Genomic DNA, 14,243 nt, shown 5'->3' with positions numbered 1-14,243 from the left:
CGGTCTAAGGAAGACACCGACCGCCCAGGGGGACCAGATGCCGTGCGGGCCGATCGACCTGCCAGAACCCGCGGACCTGTACGCGCGGCTGACCGCCCGACGTCCGCTCGATTGGGGAGATCCGATCCCGACCAAGGCTCAGATCTCCGCGGAATACGGCGCCGAGCCCACCGCCCGCAGCTTGCACTTGCTGTCCAAGGCCGCCGCAGTCGAGCCGGACATCACCGAGGCCGTGATCTCCGCGATCGGTGTGGAGGCCGAGGCATACCACCTCGAGAACAGGCTGAAGTCGCCTCAGTCATTGGCCCGGAAGCTGGTCAGGTTCGAGGAGTACTACCGTCGTCCCTCGTCGGTGCCGGACGACATCCTTCGCTACACCGCCGCGGTGAAGCACCCGGACGAGCTCACGAAAGCCGCCGTCAGAACGATCGATCGCCTCACGAACAACAACTGGCAGATGGCGGACGCTCATCACTCGTACGTCGACGGAAGCCGGTACAAAGGCGTGCACACCCACCTGCGCAGCCTCGGGGAGCTGATCGAAGTCCAGGTGCACTCCACCGAGTCGATCGACGTCAAGGAACGTACGACGACGCTGTACGAAATCGAACGCGACCGCGAGCAGGAGCCGGCGACACGCGACGCGGCTCGGAGGGAATGCATCGCCCTGTCCGATCAGATGACGCAACCTGCCGGCATCGACGATCTGCAGGAACTCGGCGGCGTGAAGGTGAACGCCATTAGCTACGGTAAGAAACGTCGGCAGCGCAGTTCCAACGCAGCTCCGAATCGCACGAGCGCAGAGAGCTCCGCTCCGCAACACACCCGCCAGCAATTTCAGGATCGACGGAACGGGACTTCACGATGACGCGGTTGTTCTTGGTCAAGGACGGGGAGAACGAGCTGTGGGTGGCGGCGTTGGTGGATGAGGATGTCTGGACGTACGTCGGGAACACCGGGAAGTTCCATCTCAACGAGGGCGCTCGGCACGACTACTACTTCCTCAATCAACTACAGTACGCCGACATCGGGATCGCGGAGGCCAAGCGGCTGATTCGGGCCGGTGTGGGGATGGTCGCCGAGGACGAGTTGCCGGACTCGGTACGCCGCTGGCGTGCCGACACCAAGGGCATGGACCCCGAGGTCGTCTTCGCCTCGATGGCCGCCGACCTTGCCTAGTGCGATCCGAAGAAGCCTTCGCCGGTACCGCCCCTGCGGGCTTGTAGGTTGATCGGGTGGAGCGGATTTCTGGGGCCTGTTTTCCGACGCCGGCTTTGTTGATGATCTCTGCTAATCCTGGGGCCTGGGATCAGTTGCGGGGGTTTGCGCAGGTGCAGGCGCGGGAGGCGAATGCGGCGCTGGGGGTGCTTGATGAGCGGCTGGCGGGAGCGGGGTCCCGGGGCGAGCGGGTTGCGGCGTTCGAAGCGGCGTACCGGCATGTTGCGGAGTGGCGGTATCAGGTCGCGCTGGAAGGGAAGTGGACCCGGCCGGGTGCGAGCGCGGAGGACGTGAGGGCGCCGCTCGGGATGGGGATGGTGTACAGGGTGACGCCGGACAACGTGCTGTCGGATCAGGACTCGCCGGCGTTCAAGATGCTGAAGAGTCTGGAGAAGGTCGCACTCGAGCGCCTCGACGGGAGCCACGGGCTGCAGAACCGGGTCAGGCTGCACAGTGGACGCCGCGTCAACGGGAACACGGTTCGATACATCCCGGGGCCGCGGGAGGTGCGGACGGTCACCGCGGAGCCCGACGATCGCGAGGTACTGCGGCGTGCGTCGTTCGAGGTACTCGCTGAGCTCGAGGAAGCAAAGGCTGCCGGCGGAACAGATCCCGAGCAGCGCCAGGCGTTCGTGGATGCGGCGTACTTCCTGGTCCAGGGACCGGAGTTCAAGCGCGGCAGCGACGCGATCATGCGAACGTTCCTTGTCGCCGCGCACACCCGCGTCTTCGATGCCGCACCGGTGTTGCCGCAGGCAATCGATCTGGACGGGATGGTCCGTGGGCAGGAAGGTTTCAAGCAGGTGATGCACGAGCAGTTGCGGATCGCGGCGCCCCCGGCCGCCCAGCCCGCCGTCGACGCAGGCTCCGAGCGAGCAGCAGTGACGTCACTCAACCGCGGCGGAGGGATGGCCCGATGATCACGGCGCGAAGTTTTCCCACGCCGGATATTGTCAAGACGACCAACAATCCGGCGCTGTGGGATCAGCTCGGCGGATTCGCGCAGGTGCAGGCCGCGGAGGCGAACGCGGCGCTGGAGTTGCTGGACGAACGGCTCGAGGAGGCCGAGGGCCTCGAGGAGCGGACGGCGGCGTTCGAGGCGGCGTACCGGCACGTGGCCGAGTGGCGGTACCAGGTGGCCGCGCAGGGGCGATGGACCCGGCCGTACAGCGACGTCGAGGCCTTCCGGGCCCCGATTCCGGCCGGCGAATGGAGGGGCTACAGACTCACACCGAATGCCGCCGACGACCTCGAACCCGGGTCGCCCGCCTCCGTCCTGCTCACCGAGCTGGAGCAGGTCGCGAAGGATCGGTTGATGAACGGCTCGAACCTGCACAACCCGGTGAACCTGCCCGGTGGGCGGACGATCACGGGAAACCTTCTCGACCAGGGGCTCCATCCCGGGCAGGTCATCACCCAGACCGCGAGGTTCGCGGATCGGCAACAGTTGCGGCAGGCATCGTTCGAGATCCTGGCCGACTTGGAGACGCAGCGGGCCGGCAAGGACCGGCCGAACGCACGGGACCCTGAGCTGCGGCAGAAGTTCACCGATGCCGCCTACTGCTTGATCCAGGGGGCGGAGATGCAGCGTGGCAGCGACTCGATCATGCGGACGTTTCTGGTGGCGGCGCACACCCGGGTGTTCGATGCGGCTCCAGTGTTGCCGCAGGCAATCGATCTGGACGGGATGGTCCGCGGGCAGGAAGGGTTCAGCCGAGTGATGCGGGATCAGCTACGAGTGCTCCCGCCGGCGGACGAATTTGGTCGCACGGCCGCCGTGTCCGGCCGGGCTCCGCGGATGAGCGCCGTACGCCGAGATGGTGAGATCACGCGCTAGGCCTTGGGGCGTAGAGCTGGGTGATCACGGATTCGATCGTGGGTTCGGCGACCGAGAGGTCGACGAGGGGGTAGTTGGCGGCGATTTGGGCCAGTAGGGGTGCTGCGCTGGTGGTGGGTGGGAAGGTCAGGTGCTGGCGTGGGCCGTCGACCTTGGTGACGGTGGCGCCTACTACCTCGATCGGTGGGAGCGAGGTCGCGAGGTCGACGACCAGGGTGCGTGGGGCGGACTGGCTCGACTTCAGGCCGTCCAGGGTGCCGTCGAAGATCTGGTGGCCGTGGTCGATGACCATGACGCGGGTGCAGAGGGCCTCGATGTCGTCGAGGTCGTGGGTGGTGAGGATGATCGTGGTACGGCGGTCCGCGTTGATCTGGGCCAGGAACTCGCGGAGCCGGGCCTTGCTGATCACGTCCAGCCCGATGGTCGGCTCGTCCAGGTAGACGATCTCGGGATCGTGCAGCAGCGCGGCCGCGATGTCGCCGCGCATCCGTTGACCCAACGACAGTTGCCGGACCGGTACGTCGAGCAGGTCGCCGAGGTCGAGCAGCTCCACGAAGGTCGCGAGGTTCTCTCGGTGCCGGGCCGGCGGAACGTCGTACATCTTCTGCAGTACGGCGAACGAGTCCTTCAACGGCAGGTCCCACCACAGGGTGGTCCGCTGGCCGAACACCACGCCGATCCGCTTGGCCAGCTTCAACCGGTGCCGCGACGGATCCACGCCGGCGACCCGGATCGTGCCGCTCGACGGGACCAGGATGCCCGTGAGCATCTTGATCGTGGTCGACTTCCCGGCGCCGTTCGGGCCGATGTACCCCATCACCTCCCCCGGCTCGACGGAGAACGACAACCCGTCCACCGCGCGAACCTCACGCCGGGTACGGCGAAGTCCGGTCCGCGACGTGACCGTGAAAGCACGGGCGACGTCGGTCAACTCGATCACTGCCATTGCTCAGCTCCCTGTACTTCGATAGCGACGGAGACCGCCCCGCCAGGCCAGCGACGCGAGCGCGACCATGACGACGGCGACCAACGGAGACAACAGCCCGATCCACGACGGCAGCCCCAGTGGGGCCGGCTTGTCCAGCAGGTACAGCACCGGGTAATAGTTGACAAAGGCAAGCGGTACGACGAACGTCACGGCCCGCACGATCTCCTTCCCGAAGACCGTCAACGGGTACTGTGTCATCGTCTGCCCGCCGTACGTGAACGAGTTGGCCAGCTCCGCGGAGTCCACCGCGAGGAACTGGAACGCCGCGCCGAGCACAAAGATCGCGCCGAAGATCACCGACCCCGCGATCATCGACACCACCAGCACGATGCCGCGGGCAACCGTCCAGTCCACGTCCAGGCGGCTGAACGCGAACACCATCACGACCAGCGCCTGCAACGGCCGGCCGAGCCGCCGCAGCGCGAAACCGTCGGCCGTGGTCTGCAGGAACGCGGGCACCGGCCGGATCAGATAGACATCGAACGTTCCGGTCCGGATCCGCTCGCCGACCCGCTCGATCGACCCGGTGAGCAGGTCCGCGATCCCCAGCGTCATCGAGGCCGTTGCGTAGAGCAACGCCATCTCCGCCAGCGAGAACCCGCCGAACGACGAGATGTGGCTGAACATCAGCACGATCGCGACGAAGTCCATCACCGTCAGCACCATCGAGCTGAACAGCATCAGCACGAACGACGCCGGGTACGCCATCGACGACCGGATCCACATCATGATCAGCATCCAGTACTGCGACGGCGCCCGGAGCACTCGTTCAACCACCCTGGATCACCACCTTGCGGGTCGCGACCGACGTCACCAATTGCGCGCCGAGCAGGAGCACCACGATCCAGCCCAGCTGGAACAGCAGGGCCGAACCGGTCCCGCCCGGGTTCCGGCCGAGCCAGATGTCGATCGGCACCTGCATGGTCGCGGCCCACGGCGTCGCCCGGGCGATGTCTCCGATCGCGCCCGGGAACACCACCAGCGGCAGGATCATCCCCGAGAAGAACGTCGACAGCACCAGCGCCAACTGCTCCATCCCCCGCGTGTCAGTGATCCAGAACCCGGACAGCGCGACCAGGTAGCGGATCCCGAAGCTGACCAGAATCGCCAGGAACACCCCGGCTGCAACCGCAAGCCAGGTCAGCGGCGACGAAGGGAACTTGAGGTCGAATACGAACGCTCCGACGAGCAACGGCGCCCCGCCACGCACCACCAGCTGGAACATCGCCCGCCCGAGGTCGACAGACAGCCACCAGAGCAGCAGGTGCGTGGGCCGGTAGAGGTCCACCGCGATCTCACCGCTGCGGACTCGCTCCCCCAGCTCCCCCGTCGTCGTGGCGCCCCAGATCCCGACCGGCATCAGCAGCCCCTGTTGCAGCCAAACGAACGTCAGCGCGTCCGAAGCGTCGTACCCGCCGAGCCCGGGTCGCTCGTGCCACAGCGTCAGGTAGATGCCGCACAGGATGAAGCCGAACACGGTGTTGGTGAACGCGCCGGACGCAGTGGCGATCCGGTACGTCGAGAACCGCCGGAACGACCGTACGGCGATCGCCCAATACACACCCATCCGCAAAACCTCCTCTCGCACTCAAGTGGTGTCCGAGAGCACAGCGGCACGCAGAACTGCCCCGAATCGTGAAAGACCCGGGGGTTCGGACACCACTGTGAAGGCATGGTTGAACCACACCGATTGTCAAGGGCAGAGGACGGACGCTACGCCGCGGCCCGCGGAGGAGTCAACACAAATAACCGGTCCGGATGCGAGACCCCTCAGACTCGCACCCGAACCGGTGGTCGGAGCTCACGGCGGATCACACAGTGTCGGTCTTGAGCAGATGAGCCAGATGCGTGGCGAACGGCCCCGGGTGGCTCGAGTACCCGCCGTGCCCGCCCGGGAACAGCACCACCGGCCAGCCGAGCTGGTTGGCGATGACCTCGATCGGCCGCCCCGGCAGGTGCGGGTACGAGTCCAGCCCGGCCGCCGGCACGATCCGCGCCGCGACCTGCTTCAACGCGTCCAGGTCCGGCTGGTAGCGGGTGAAAGGCAACAACTTGTGCTCGTAGAAGTTGGCCGCGTTCGCCTGCATCCGCTCCGCGAGCTCGCGGTACTCGGGCAGCAGGTCCTCCAGCGGCGGCATCGCGTCGCCGTCCATGCCGGTGCCCATCATGAAGACCACGTCGGCCGCGGTCAGCCCGTCGGTGCGGTACGTGTCGTACACCTCGTCGAAGAACGCCCTGGCGTCGTCCGCGTCCGGCAGGATCTCGGTGCAGGGCGGCTCGTGCGCGACCAGCATCCGGACCCGATCCGGGTACTGCGTGATCAGCTCGAGGCCTGTGATCGCGCCCGAACTGCTGCCGAACACGTAGACGGGTTCGTGCCGGGCGACCGCGTCGATCAGGGCGAGTGCGTCGGCCGCGGACTGCTCGACGCATTCGTCCGTCGCCTCACCGTCGTACCGGCTCCTGGAGTTGCCGCGCGGGTCGTAGGTCACGACGGTGTACTCCGCCGCGAGCTGCCCGACCATCCCGGAGAACACGCCGGCATCGGTTCCGCCGCCGGCGATCATCAGCAGCACCGGCCCCGAACCGGCGATCTCGTAGTGCAGCGTTGCCCCCGGCACCGCCAGCTTGTTCACAGTCTTCGCACTCATCACGCGAGCCCCTTTCGTTCACCCTCAGGGTTCACCCCGCCGCTGGCATCGCACGCACACGCCACTGACATCAGTTGTCAGCGAGCACCTCGGCCAGCCACAGGACTATGAGTCAGGCGGTTTCGGCGACCGGGGCCTGGTCGCCGTCGTCGAGGGCGGCCCAGGGGTCTCGGGGTGGGGACTCGCGGCGGCCTTGTGGGCAGATCTTGGCGAAGTCGCACCAGCCGCACAGCGGGGACGGCTCCGGCGGGAAGGCCTCGTCGGCCTCGGCCGGGGTCAGGCCCTCGCGCCACTTGGCCTCCGCAGCCGCTGCGTCGTCGGCCATCGACTCCGCTCGCCGTTGGTGCCGCGCGAGGGACGCCTCGTCGTGGTCGGCCGCGGCGACGGTGTTGGTCGGCAGATGGTGGAGCTCGACGCGGGTGCACGGCTTGTGCAGGACGCGGCGGGCCCCGAGGACGTAGAGAGCCATGGCCAACGAGGACCGGGCATCGACTGCGGTGAGCGGCCGGCGGCCGGTCTTGTAGTCGACGATCGCCAGCTCGGTCCCGTCGCTGCCGTCGCGCGCCGGGCGCTCGTCGATCCGGTCGACCCGTCCGCGCAGCGAGGCCCGCTCAGTGGTGAAGGCGACCGTACGTTCCACTCCGCGCGGCTCGTAGTACGGGTCGGTGTCGCGCAGGTAGCCGAGCACCATCTCGGTCGAGCGCTCCCGCCAGTCCAACGACTGCTGCTCGTCGCGGAAGCCCTCGCTGCGCCAGCTCGACCGCATCTTGGCGACGACCTCGTCCGGCGTACGCCGAGCTGCCGGCCAGCGACCGAAGAAGTCGGCGAGCACCTCGTGCACGATCGCGCCGACCGTGTTGTGCGCCCACGGCGGACCCTTCGGCGGGCGCGGCGTCTCGAGGTAGGTGTACCGGTACTTGCGCTTGCAGTCCGCGAACGTCAGCAGCTTGGTCGGCGTCGCCACGAACAACCGCGTCGGCATCCCGGGCAGCACGTCAGCCCGCCTTGATGAAGTCGGTGACCGCGTCGGCCACGAGCTGTACGGCGATCGCGCTCAGCAGCAGACCGGCGATCCGGGTAACGAGCAGTACGCCGTTCTCGCCCAGGATCCGCATGATGATCCCGGAGAACCGCAGCGTCAGCCACATCACGATGTGGATCGCGATGATGCCGACCGAGATCGCGACCACGTCCGGCAGCGATCCGTTCGCCCGCTGCACGAACACCATCGTGGCGACGATCGCGCCGGGTCCGGCGAGCAACGGCGTACCGAGGGGGACGAAGGCGATGTTCACGTTCTTGGTCTGGACCGGGTCCTCGGCGGTGTCGGTCAGCAGCTGCAGTGCGATCAGCAGGAGCAGCAGACCGCCCGCGCACTGCAGCGCGGGCAGCGTGATGCCGAGGTGCTGCAGGATCTGCTGGCCGAAGGCCGCGAACACGACGATCACGCCGAACGCGACCAGCACCGCCTGCCAGGCTGCCTTCTTCCGCGCCGGGCGGGACTGGCCGGCCGTCAGCGAGATGAAGACCGGCACCGTGCCCGGCGGATCCATGATCACGAAGAGCGTGACGAAGACCGAGCTGAACAGACCGGTGTTGATGACGCTGTTCACGGCAGGTAGGCCTCGGGGACCTGCGCGTCGGAGGCGGCGGCGTTGACCTTGGCGACCTCGAGCAGCCGCTCGAACTGCTCGGGCTGGGTCGTGTTCACACCCAGGTCGTGGTCGATCTTGCCGGCGCCGTGGTGGTCGCTGGAGCCGGTGTAGATGATGCCGAGGTTCTCGGCGATCGCACGCAACGCGGTCCGCGACTGCGGCGAGTGGTCCTGGTGGTCGATCTCGATCCCGGCCAGACCGTGGTCCTGGACCAGGCCGGCGAGGGTCTCCTCGGTCATCACCTTGTGGCTGGACCGGCCCCACGGATGCGCGATCACCGGGACGCCGCCGGCCTCACGGACCAGGTCGATCGCGTGCCCCGGCTCGAGGGCGTAGTGCGGCACATGTCCGGCGCGGCCGTCGGCGAGGAAGCGGTCGAACGCCTCGCTCCGGTTGGCGACGGTCCCGTTGGCGACCAGCGCGTCTGCCACATGCGGCCGACCGACAGACGGCGTACCCGTCGCCTGGGCCAGGACCTCCTCGACCGTGAGCGGTACGCCGATGCTGTTGAGCCGGGCCACGATCGTCGGGATCCGGTCGGTCCGGCCGTCACGGATCACCTGCAGGTCCTTCGCGAGCGGCGGGTACGACGGGTCGGGCAGGTAGCTGAGCAGGTGGACGCTGATCCCGTTGAGCTTGCAGGAGATCTCCAGCCCCGGCACGAACCCGATCCCCAGCTCCTCCGCGGCCCCGCGCGCCTCGACCCACCCGTCGGCGGTGTCGTGGTCGGTGAGCGCGATCACATCGAGCCCGGCCTGCTGCGCGTGCGTCATCAGGACGTCCACCGGATCGGTGCCGTCCGAGCGGTTCGAGTGGGTGTGCAGGTCGATGCGCACGAGCGGTACTAGTCCCTTCGCCGGTCGGTTGTCACCGCTGATGCTATCCGCGTTCACCGGTTTGCCCTGGCAGTTATGCACAGAACGCCTATCCTTTGGCTGCATGCGCGTCGATTGTGTGGGTGCTCTGGTGTACGACGGGGAGCACCGGCTACTCGTAGTGAGGCGGGCCAACGAGCCTGGCCGGGGGCTGTGGTCGATTCCGGGCGGACGGGTCGAGCCGGGTGAGGACGATCCGACGGCCGTCGTCCGGGAGGTCGCGGAGGAGACCGGACTGACCGTCGAGGTCGGAGACCTGGTCGGCGAAGTCGAGCGCCCGGGGCCGGCCGGGAAGCTCTACGTGATCCGGGATTACGAGGCGACGGCGGTCGGCGGCACGCTCACAGCGGGTGATGACGCGTCGGACGCTCGCTTCGTCACGCGGACGGAGTTCTTGGCGCTGTCGACGACGACGCTGCTCGTTTCCACGTTGGAGCAGTGGAATGCGCTTCCTGGCTGATTAACAGGTCGCTAGCGGGACTTGGCCGGTCGCGAACGCGGTCGGGGTGACCTGCATCAGCGACCTGAACTCCGCGATCAGATGCGACTGATCGGTGTAACCGGCGCCGGCCGCGGCGTCGGACCAGGAGCTCCGAACCTGGCCTATCACGCTGCGTACGCGCGAGATCCGGGCGTAGTGCTTGGGTGACACCCCAACCGCCTGGCGGAACACGCGCCGCAGGTACCGCTCACTCACTCCCAGTCGGGCAGCCGTCTCGTCCACCCGCCGTGCCGAGGTCAGCTCGGCAACCGCTTCACCCACAAGCTCGAACCGGTCCGGCAGCCGCTGTGGCATCTGGTCCAGTAGATAGCGGCCGAGGTCATCCACCGCTCGTGCGGGCTGATCGCGATAAACCGTGAGGCGCTCGGCGAGTTGCCGTGCCGACGGGCCGGTCAGATCCTCCAGCGGGACGATCCGATCGACCAACTCATCGGCCGCCGTCCCGAGCAGCGGCATCACCCGCCCGGGCCGGATCCGCAGCCGCACGCAGACCGGCAGGTCCTTCGTGGTGTGGTACGACGCCGTGGTCCGCGGTCCCGAGATCAGTACGTCGCTGTCACCGGCGCGCGTCATCCGCCAGACGACCGTGGTCGCGGGGTCTGGTGGGAGGACCGTGATCGGGGTGGTTGCCGGGCGGAGGGTGACGTCTTCCACCCAGGGGTCGAGCGTGCGCACTCTTCGAGGATACGAGTCCGGCCGCGGCTTCCGTAGTACCGAAAGTTCCTATCCTGCGGCGGGCCGGGTTGGTCAGGGTGGCGGCATGATCCTGATTACGGGTGCGACCGGCACCATCGGCAGTGAGCTCGTCCGTCAATTGGTTGCCCGCGGCATCCCGATCCGCCAAATGTCACGCCGGGGGCTTCCCGATTTCGTTCCGGGTGATTTCGAAGACCCCGAATCGTTGCGGAAGGCAATTGATGGGGTGGATTCGGTGTTCCTGCTCAGTGCGCCGGGGCCACGGGTGCCAGAGCACGATCGGGCCATGGTCGCGGCCGCGGTTGACGGTGGGGTGGGCAAGCTCGTCAAGCTGTCGGCGATCGGGACCGCCGACGAGGGGGCACCGGGCAACTGGCATGCGGCCGGGGAGCGCGCGGTGCGGGAAAGCGGGCTGGCGTGGACGATCCTGCGGCCGGCCGGGTTCGCGTCGAACGTACTGCGGTGGTTGCCGGCGATGCGAGCCGGGCAGCCGATTCCCAACCAGACCGGGGATGGCTCGCATGGGTTCATTGATCCGCGGGACGTCGCGGCGGTCGCAGCTGAGGCGCTGATTTCTGCTGATCACGCCGGGCGGACCTACACGTTGACCGGGCCGGAGTTGCTGAGCGTGCCGGATCAGGTGGCGGTGATGTCGGAGGTACTCGGGCAGACGTTGCGGGCGGTCGACGTACCGCTGGAGGTTTATGCGGAGCAGTTGCGGGCGGCGGGGTTGGACGAGGCTGTGGTGTCCGTTGCGCTGCGGGGTGCGGAGCTGATCCGGAGCGGCGGGGAGCAGACGTTGACCGATGACGTCGAGCGAGTGCTGGGTCGGCCGGCAGGGACCTTCCGTTCGTGGGTGGAATTCCATCGCGCCGCCTTCGAGTGAGTGAGAGCCTTTGGTGCATGGATCTGGTCCGGGCGATCGAGGACAACGCGGCCGAGTTGCTGATGGCGATGGGTGCGGCGGGTGGCGGCGAGCAGCGGTCGGATGCGGCCGCGCGGTGGACGATCGGTGGGTCGCCGATCGATTACCACAACGCGGTCGTGGCCGCTTCCGAGGCCGGGGTGGTGGCGGAATCCCTTGCGCTGTTGAAGAAACACGGCGTACCGGGGAATTGGCATGTCGGTCCTTCGATGCAGATCTCTGGTGCGGATCTGACGGCGGCGGGTTTCGTTCCGGCTGGATCGGAGCCGGGGATGGCTGTGCGGATCCCGGAGCTGGTTGCGCCTCCCGTCGTACCTGGGTTGTCGCTCACGCGGGTTGAGGACGACGAGGCGTTGGCCGTGTGGGAGGCGACGCTCGGGCGGGGGTTCGGGGAGGGCGAGAAGGAGGCGCGGTGGGTGGCGTCGGTCTATCGCAAACTCGGGTACGGCGATCCTTGGCAGCACTACCTGGGCTGGCTGGACGGGGTTCCGGTGGCGACGGCGACGGTGTTCCTCGGGGCCGGCGTGGCCGGGGTGTACTTCGTGATGACGGTGCCCGAGGCGCGGCGACGCGGGGTCGGGGCGGCGATCACGTACGGCGTACTGCGCGAGGTGGACGCGGAGTACGCCGTACTGGAATCGTCGCCGGCCGGGCGGTCGGTGTACGAGCAGCTCGGGTTCCGGGAGTACTGCACGATCGAGCTCTATGAATGGGCGCCGACGGGCTGAGGTGCGTCGACGGTGCGGCCGGCGCGCTCCCGGAGCAGGAGCGCTGCGTCGATGAGCATGACGACCGCGGTCAGGCCGTGGACACCGAGCGCGGTCGCGGCCGGACCGTTGTGGCTGAAGACAGTGATCATGTCGGTGATCGGGATGAGCGCGGTGATCGCCATCAGGATGCCGGTGGCGCGACGCTGCTTGAGGGCGAACAGCGCGAGCAGGTTGAGGCCGGTGACGATGTCGCGGATCCCCTTCACCGCGAAGTACCCGGACGCGATGCCGGTAGGCCACGGGTCGATCCCGAACCCGGCGGCGGCGCCGTGCCCGGAGAACAGGAACCAACTGCCGAAGGTGAGCGGGAAGATGCCGAGCAGGACGGTCAGGACGGTGGTGAAGCGACGCATCAGGGTCTCCTTGAACTAGCAGCGCTAACTTTCCTAGCGACGCTAACATTGCCGTTGCTAGATTGTCTAGCGGTGCTAGGATCCGGACTATGCCGACCCAGACACGCCGGGAGCGGGCCCGCGACGAGCGCCGTACCCTGATCCTCCGTACCGCCCGCGACCTCGCCGAGTCCGAAGGCTGGGACGCCGTCACCACCCGCCGCCTGGCCGAGGCCGTCGACTACAGCCAGCCCGTCCTCTACGGCCACTTCAAGAACATGGACGCGATCGCCGGCGCGGTCGCCCTGGAAGGCATCGGCGAACTGGCCGCCGTACTGCAGGCAGCGGACGGCCTGCACGAACTGGCTCGCGCCTACCTCGAGTACGCCGAGACCCATCCGGCCGTGTACGAGGCGATGTTCACCCGCAGCACCGACCTGGTCTTCGGCACAGCCGACAGCCCGTCAGTCCTGAAGGCCGCCTTCGCCGCCATCCGCGCCGCCGTCGAGCCGTACGCCGACGGCAAGGACACCGAAACCCTCACCGAAGTCTTCTGGAGCGCCCTCCACGGCCAAGCCACCCTCACCCGAGGCCACCGCCTCCGCCCCACCCACGCCCAACCCCGAGCCGACACCCTCGTCGCCCTGATCACCTCCGCCGGACAACACCCCCTTTCCGGAAGAAAATTGCCTGATACCGACTAAAAAGCTCCGGAAACCCGACCACCTCCGAGGGCGCGAAGGGTTGTCCACAGGGCGATGGGCAGGTGCGGGCGGAATCCGTCATTCTGGGGCGGGTGGAGTGGTGGTGGATCGGGCATTTGCGTGACCGAGGGATCGATGCGCTGATCCACGAGCAAGGGCAGGTTGTGTCGCGGGCCCAGTTGCTCGCCGCGGGTTGGCCGGAGCACCGCATCCGGAGGCCGCTGCGGAACAGGCGCTGGCGGACGATTCATCCCGGCGTCTACGTCACGCACACCGGACCGATCGGGTACGGCGAACGCTTGCTGGCAGCGCTCCTGTACGCCGGACCCGAGGCGGCCTGGAGCCACTACACCGCCGCCGAACAACTCGGTCTGCTCAAACCGGATGCGAACCGCCCTGTCTTCGTGACGATCCCCGAGCGTCGAAAGATCCTGCAACGGCCCGGCGTCGTCATCCACCGCGACGAGCACTGGGCCGCACGGCTCGCGGCGATCAGCCCACCACGCCGTACGCCCGCAGACGCCGTACTCGACATCGTCGGCATCACGCCGTCAATGGACCAGGCGGCCGCGGTCATCGCGGAGGCCTGCCAGAGCGGCCGGGTCGCTCCGGCGGACATCCTGAGTTCACTGACTGACCGTCCCCGACTGCGGCACCGCCATAAGCTGCGGCCGATCATCACCGACGTTGTTGCCGGATCGCACTCACTGCTCGAGATCCGCTACCTGCGCGACGTCGAGCGCCGGCACGGGCTGCCGCGCGGGCAGCGGCAACGCGCGGTAGATCACGAGTTCACCGATGTGTTCTACTCCGGTTTCGGTCTGGTGGTGGAGCTCGACGGTCGGCTTCACCTCGTGCCCCGGCAACGGTGGCGGGACCTCGACCGGGACAACCGCGCGACGTTGCGGGCCGAGGCCACGTTGCGCTACGGGTGGTTCGACGTCACCAACCGCGCCTGCGAAGCCGCCGTACAGGTGCTCCAGGTCCTCCGTCGTACAAACCCGTTCCTCACCGCGACGCCGTGCTGCCCGACGTGCGCGGTCGCCGATCTCCGGAACATTTCTGCCGTGTAGTGCGAGATATGTTCCGG

The 14,243-nt window shown here is 67.8% G+C and carries 18 protein-coding genes; 9 read left to right on the top strand and 9 right to left on the bottom strand.

Annotated features, from left to right (window positions below; translation table 11 throughout):
• Nucleotides 1–37 precede the first annotated feature (37 nt).
• The 4 genes from EV650_RS29615 (at nucleotide 38) to EV650_RS29600 (ending at nucleotide 3,055) form a co-directional block, all read left to right on the top strand.
• The gene (locus EV650_RS29615; protein ID WP_134122249.1) at nucleotides 38–868 is read left to right on the top strand and encodes a hypothetical protein; all 831 of its coding nucleotides are present in this window, start codon (nucleotides 38–40) and stop codon (nucleotides 866–868) included.
• On the top strand, nucleotides 865–1,179 hold the full coding sequence (locus EV650_RS29610) for a hypothetical protein (RefSeq protein WP_134122248.1): 315 nt from the start codon (nucleotides 865–867) through the stop codon (nucleotides 1,177–1,179). The genes EV650_RS29615 and EV650_RS29610 overlap by 4 nt, the downstream gene beginning before the upstream one ends.
• Nucleotides 1,180–1,331: 152 nt before the next feature.
• The gene (locus EV650_RS29605; protein WP_134122247.1) at nucleotides 1,332–2,138 is read left to right on the top strand and encodes a hypothetical protein; all 807 of its coding nucleotides are present in this window, start codon (nucleotides 1,332–1,334) and stop codon (nucleotides 2,136–2,138) included.
• Nucleotides 2,135–3,055: a hypothetical protein gene (locus EV650_RS29600; RefSeq protein ID WP_134122246.1), complete on the top strand. Its 921-nt coding sequence runs from the start codon at nucleotides 2,135–2,137 to the stop codon at nucleotides 3,053–3,055. Before EV650_RS29605 ends, EV650_RS29600 begins: the two co-directional genes overlap by 4 nt.
• Here the strand turns inward: EV650_RS29600 and EV650_RS29595 are convergent.
• The 7 genes from EV650_RS29595 to EV650_RS29565 all read right to left on the bottom strand — a co-directional run bounded on the left by EV650_RS29595 (nucleotide 3,045) and on the right by EV650_RS29565 (nucleotide 9,185).
• Nucleotides 3,045–4,001, bottom strand: coding sequence for an ABC transporter ATP-binding protein (locus EV650_RS29595; RefSeq protein WP_134122245.1), 957 nt, complete (start codon nucleotides 3,999–4,001; stop codon nucleotides 3,045–3,047). The two genes, EV650_RS29600 and EV650_RS29595, sit on opposite strands and share 11 nt — an antisense overlap.
• A 3-nt stretch (nucleotides 4,002–4,004) precedes the next feature.
• Nucleotides 4,005–4,820, bottom strand: a complete 816-nt coding sequence (locus tag EV650_RS29590; RefSeq protein WP_238174520.1) for an ABC transporter permease — start codon at nucleotides 4,818–4,820, stop codon at nucleotides 4,005–4,007.
• The gene (locus EV650_RS29585) at nucleotides 4,813–5,610 is read right to left on the bottom strand and encodes an ABC transporter permease (RefSeq protein WP_134122244.1); all 798 of its coding nucleotides are present in this window, start codon (nucleotides 5,608–5,610) and stop codon (nucleotides 4,813–4,815) included. Before EV650_RS29585 ends, EV650_RS29590 begins: the two co-directional genes overlap by 8 nt.
• Before the next feature lie 244 nt (nucleotides 5,611–5,854).
• A complete protein-coding gene (locus EV650_RS29580) occupies nucleotides 5,855–6,694 on the bottom strand; it encodes an alpha/beta fold hydrolase (protein WP_134122243.1) in 840 nt (279 codons plus the stop codon).
• Between the two features lie 112 nt (nucleotides 6,695–6,806).
• Nucleotides 6,807–7,676, bottom strand: coding sequence for a RecB family exonuclease (locus EV650_RS29575; RefSeq protein ID WP_134122242.1), 870 nt, complete (start codon nucleotides 7,674–7,676; stop codon nucleotides 6,807–6,809).
• A gap of 13 nt (nucleotides 7,677–7,689) precedes the next feature.
• Nucleotides 7,690–8,307, bottom strand: a complete 618-nt coding sequence (locus EV650_RS29570) for a MarC family protein (protein WP_134122241.1) — start codon at nucleotides 8,305–8,307, stop codon at nucleotides 7,690–7,692.
• Complete coding sequence (locus tag EV650_RS29565; RefSeq protein WP_134122240.1) at nucleotides 8,304–9,185, bottom strand: PHP domain-containing protein; 882 nt, start codon at nucleotides 9,183–9,185, stop codon at nucleotides 8,304–8,306. Before EV650_RS29565 ends, EV650_RS29570 begins: the two co-directional genes overlap by 4 nt.
• A 103-nt stretch (nucleotides 9,186–9,288) precedes the next feature.
• Here EV650_RS29565 and EV650_RS29560 point away from each other — a divergent pair, with 103 nt between their 5' ends.
• Nucleotides 9,289–9,684: an NUDIX hydrolase gene (locus EV650_RS29560; RefSeq protein ID WP_134122239.1), complete on the top strand. Its 396-nt coding sequence runs from the start codon at nucleotides 9,289–9,291 to the stop codon at nucleotides 9,682–9,684.
• Here EV650_RS29560 and EV650_RS29555 read toward each other — a convergent pair whose 3' ends face one another.
• On the bottom strand, nucleotides 9,685–10,401 hold the full coding sequence (locus EV650_RS29555) for a helix-turn-helix domain-containing protein (protein WP_134122238.1): 717 nt from the start codon (nucleotides 10,399–10,401) through the stop codon (nucleotides 9,685–9,687).
• An 85-nt stretch (nucleotides 10,402–10,486) separates the two neighbouring features.
• Here EV650_RS29555 and EV650_RS29550 point away from each other — a divergent pair, with 85 nt between their 5' ends.
• Nucleotides 10,487–11,308: an SDR family oxidoreductase gene (locus EV650_RS29550; RefSeq protein WP_134122237.1), complete on the top strand. Its 822-nt coding sequence runs from the start codon at nucleotides 10,487–10,489 to the stop codon at nucleotides 11,306–11,308.
• A 17-nt stretch (nucleotides 11,309–11,325) separates the two neighbouring features.
• Nucleotides 11,326–12,075 (top strand): GNAT family N-acetyltransferase, encoded by a 750-nt coding sequence (locus tag EV650_RS29545; RefSeq protein WP_134122236.1) that lies wholly within the window; start codon nucleotides 11,326–11,328, stop codon nucleotides 12,073–12,075.
• Here EV650_RS29545 and EV650_RS29540 read toward each other — a convergent pair.
• Complete coding sequence (locus EV650_RS29540) at nucleotides 12,051–12,470, bottom strand: DUF4267 domain-containing protein (RefSeq protein ID WP_134122235.1); 420 nt, start codon at nucleotides 12,468–12,470, stop codon at nucleotides 12,051–12,053. The two genes, EV650_RS29545 and EV650_RS29540, sit on opposite strands and share 25 nt — an antisense overlap.
• Before the next feature lie 89 nt (nucleotides 12,471–12,559).
• Here EV650_RS29540 and EV650_RS29535 point away from each other — a divergent pair, with 89 nt between their 5' ends.
• Nucleotides 12,560–13,153 (top strand): TetR/AcrR family transcriptional regulator, encoded by a 594-nt coding sequence (locus EV650_RS29535; RefSeq protein WP_134122234.1) that lies wholly within the window; start codon nucleotides 12,560–12,562, stop codon nucleotides 13,151–13,153.
• Between the two features lie 92 nt (nucleotides 13,154–13,245).
• The gene (locus EV650_RS29530; RefSeq protein ID WP_134122233.1) at nucleotides 13,246–14,226 is read left to right on the top strand and encodes a putative endonuclease domain-containing protein; all 981 of its coding nucleotides are present in this window, start codon (nucleotides 13,246–13,248) and stop codon (nucleotides 14,224–14,226) included.
• Nucleotides 14,227–14,243: the final 17 nt, after the last annotated feature.

The sequence above is a fragment of the Kribbella kalugense genome, from assembly GCF_004365875.1.
Classification (GTDB): domain Bacteria; phylum Actinomycetota; class Actinomycetes; order Propionibacteriales; family Kribbellaceae; genus Kribbella; species Kribbella kalugense.
The sequence above is the reverse complement of the archived record's forward strand: the minus strand, read 5'-3'. Positions and strand labels throughout refer to the sequence as shown.

Bases quoted from the DNA above. Each gene is read 5' to 3' on its own strand.
- EV650_RS29560 (WP_134122239.1), top strand. From the start codon at position 9,289: ATGCGCGTCGATTGTGTGGGTGCTCTGGTGTACGACGGGGAGCACCGG.
- EV650_RS29600 (WP_134122246.1), top strand. From the start codon at position 2,135: ATGATCACGGCGCGAAGTTTTCCCACGCCGGATATTGTCAAGACGACC.
- EV650_RS29615 (WP_134122249.1), top strand. From the start codon at position 38: ATGCCGTGCGGGCCGATCGACCTGCCAGAACCCGCGGACCTGTACGCG.
- EV650_RS29610 (WP_134122248.1), top strand. From the start codon at position 865: ATGACGCGGTTGTTCTTGGTCAAGGACGGGGAGAACGAGCTGTGGGTG.
- EV650_RS29535 (WP_134122234.1), top strand. From the start codon at position 12,560: ATGCCGACCCAGACACGCCGGGAGCGGGCCCGCGACGAGCGCCGTACC.
- EV650_RS29550 (WP_134122237.1), top strand. From the start codon at position 10,487: ATGATCCTGATTACGGGTGCGACCGGCACCATCGGCAGTGAGCTCGTC.
- EV650_RS29595 (WP_134122245.1), bottom strand. From the start codon at position 4,001: ATGGCAGTGATCGAGTTGACCGACGTCGCCCGTGCTTTCACGGTCACG.
- EV650_RS29585 (WP_134122244.1), bottom strand. From the start codon at position 5,610: ATGGGTGTGTATTGGGCGATCGCCGTACGGTCGTTCCGGCGGTTCTCG.
- EV650_RS29540 (WP_134122235.1), bottom strand. From the start codon at position 12,470: ATGCGTCGCTTCACCACCGTCCTGACCGTCCTGCTCGGCATCTTCCCG.
- EV650_RS29580 (WP_134122243.1), bottom strand. From the start codon at position 6,694: ATGAGTGCGAAGACTGTGAACAAGCTGGCGGTGCCGGGGGCAACGCTG.
- EV650_RS29545 (WP_134122236.1), top strand. From the start codon at position 11,326: ATGGATCTGGTCCGGGCGATCGAGGACAACGCGGCCGAGTTGCTGATG.
- EV650_RS29575 (WP_134122242.1), bottom strand. From the start codon at position 7,676: ATGCCGACGCGGTTGTTCGTGGCGACGCCGACCAAGCTGCTGACGTTC.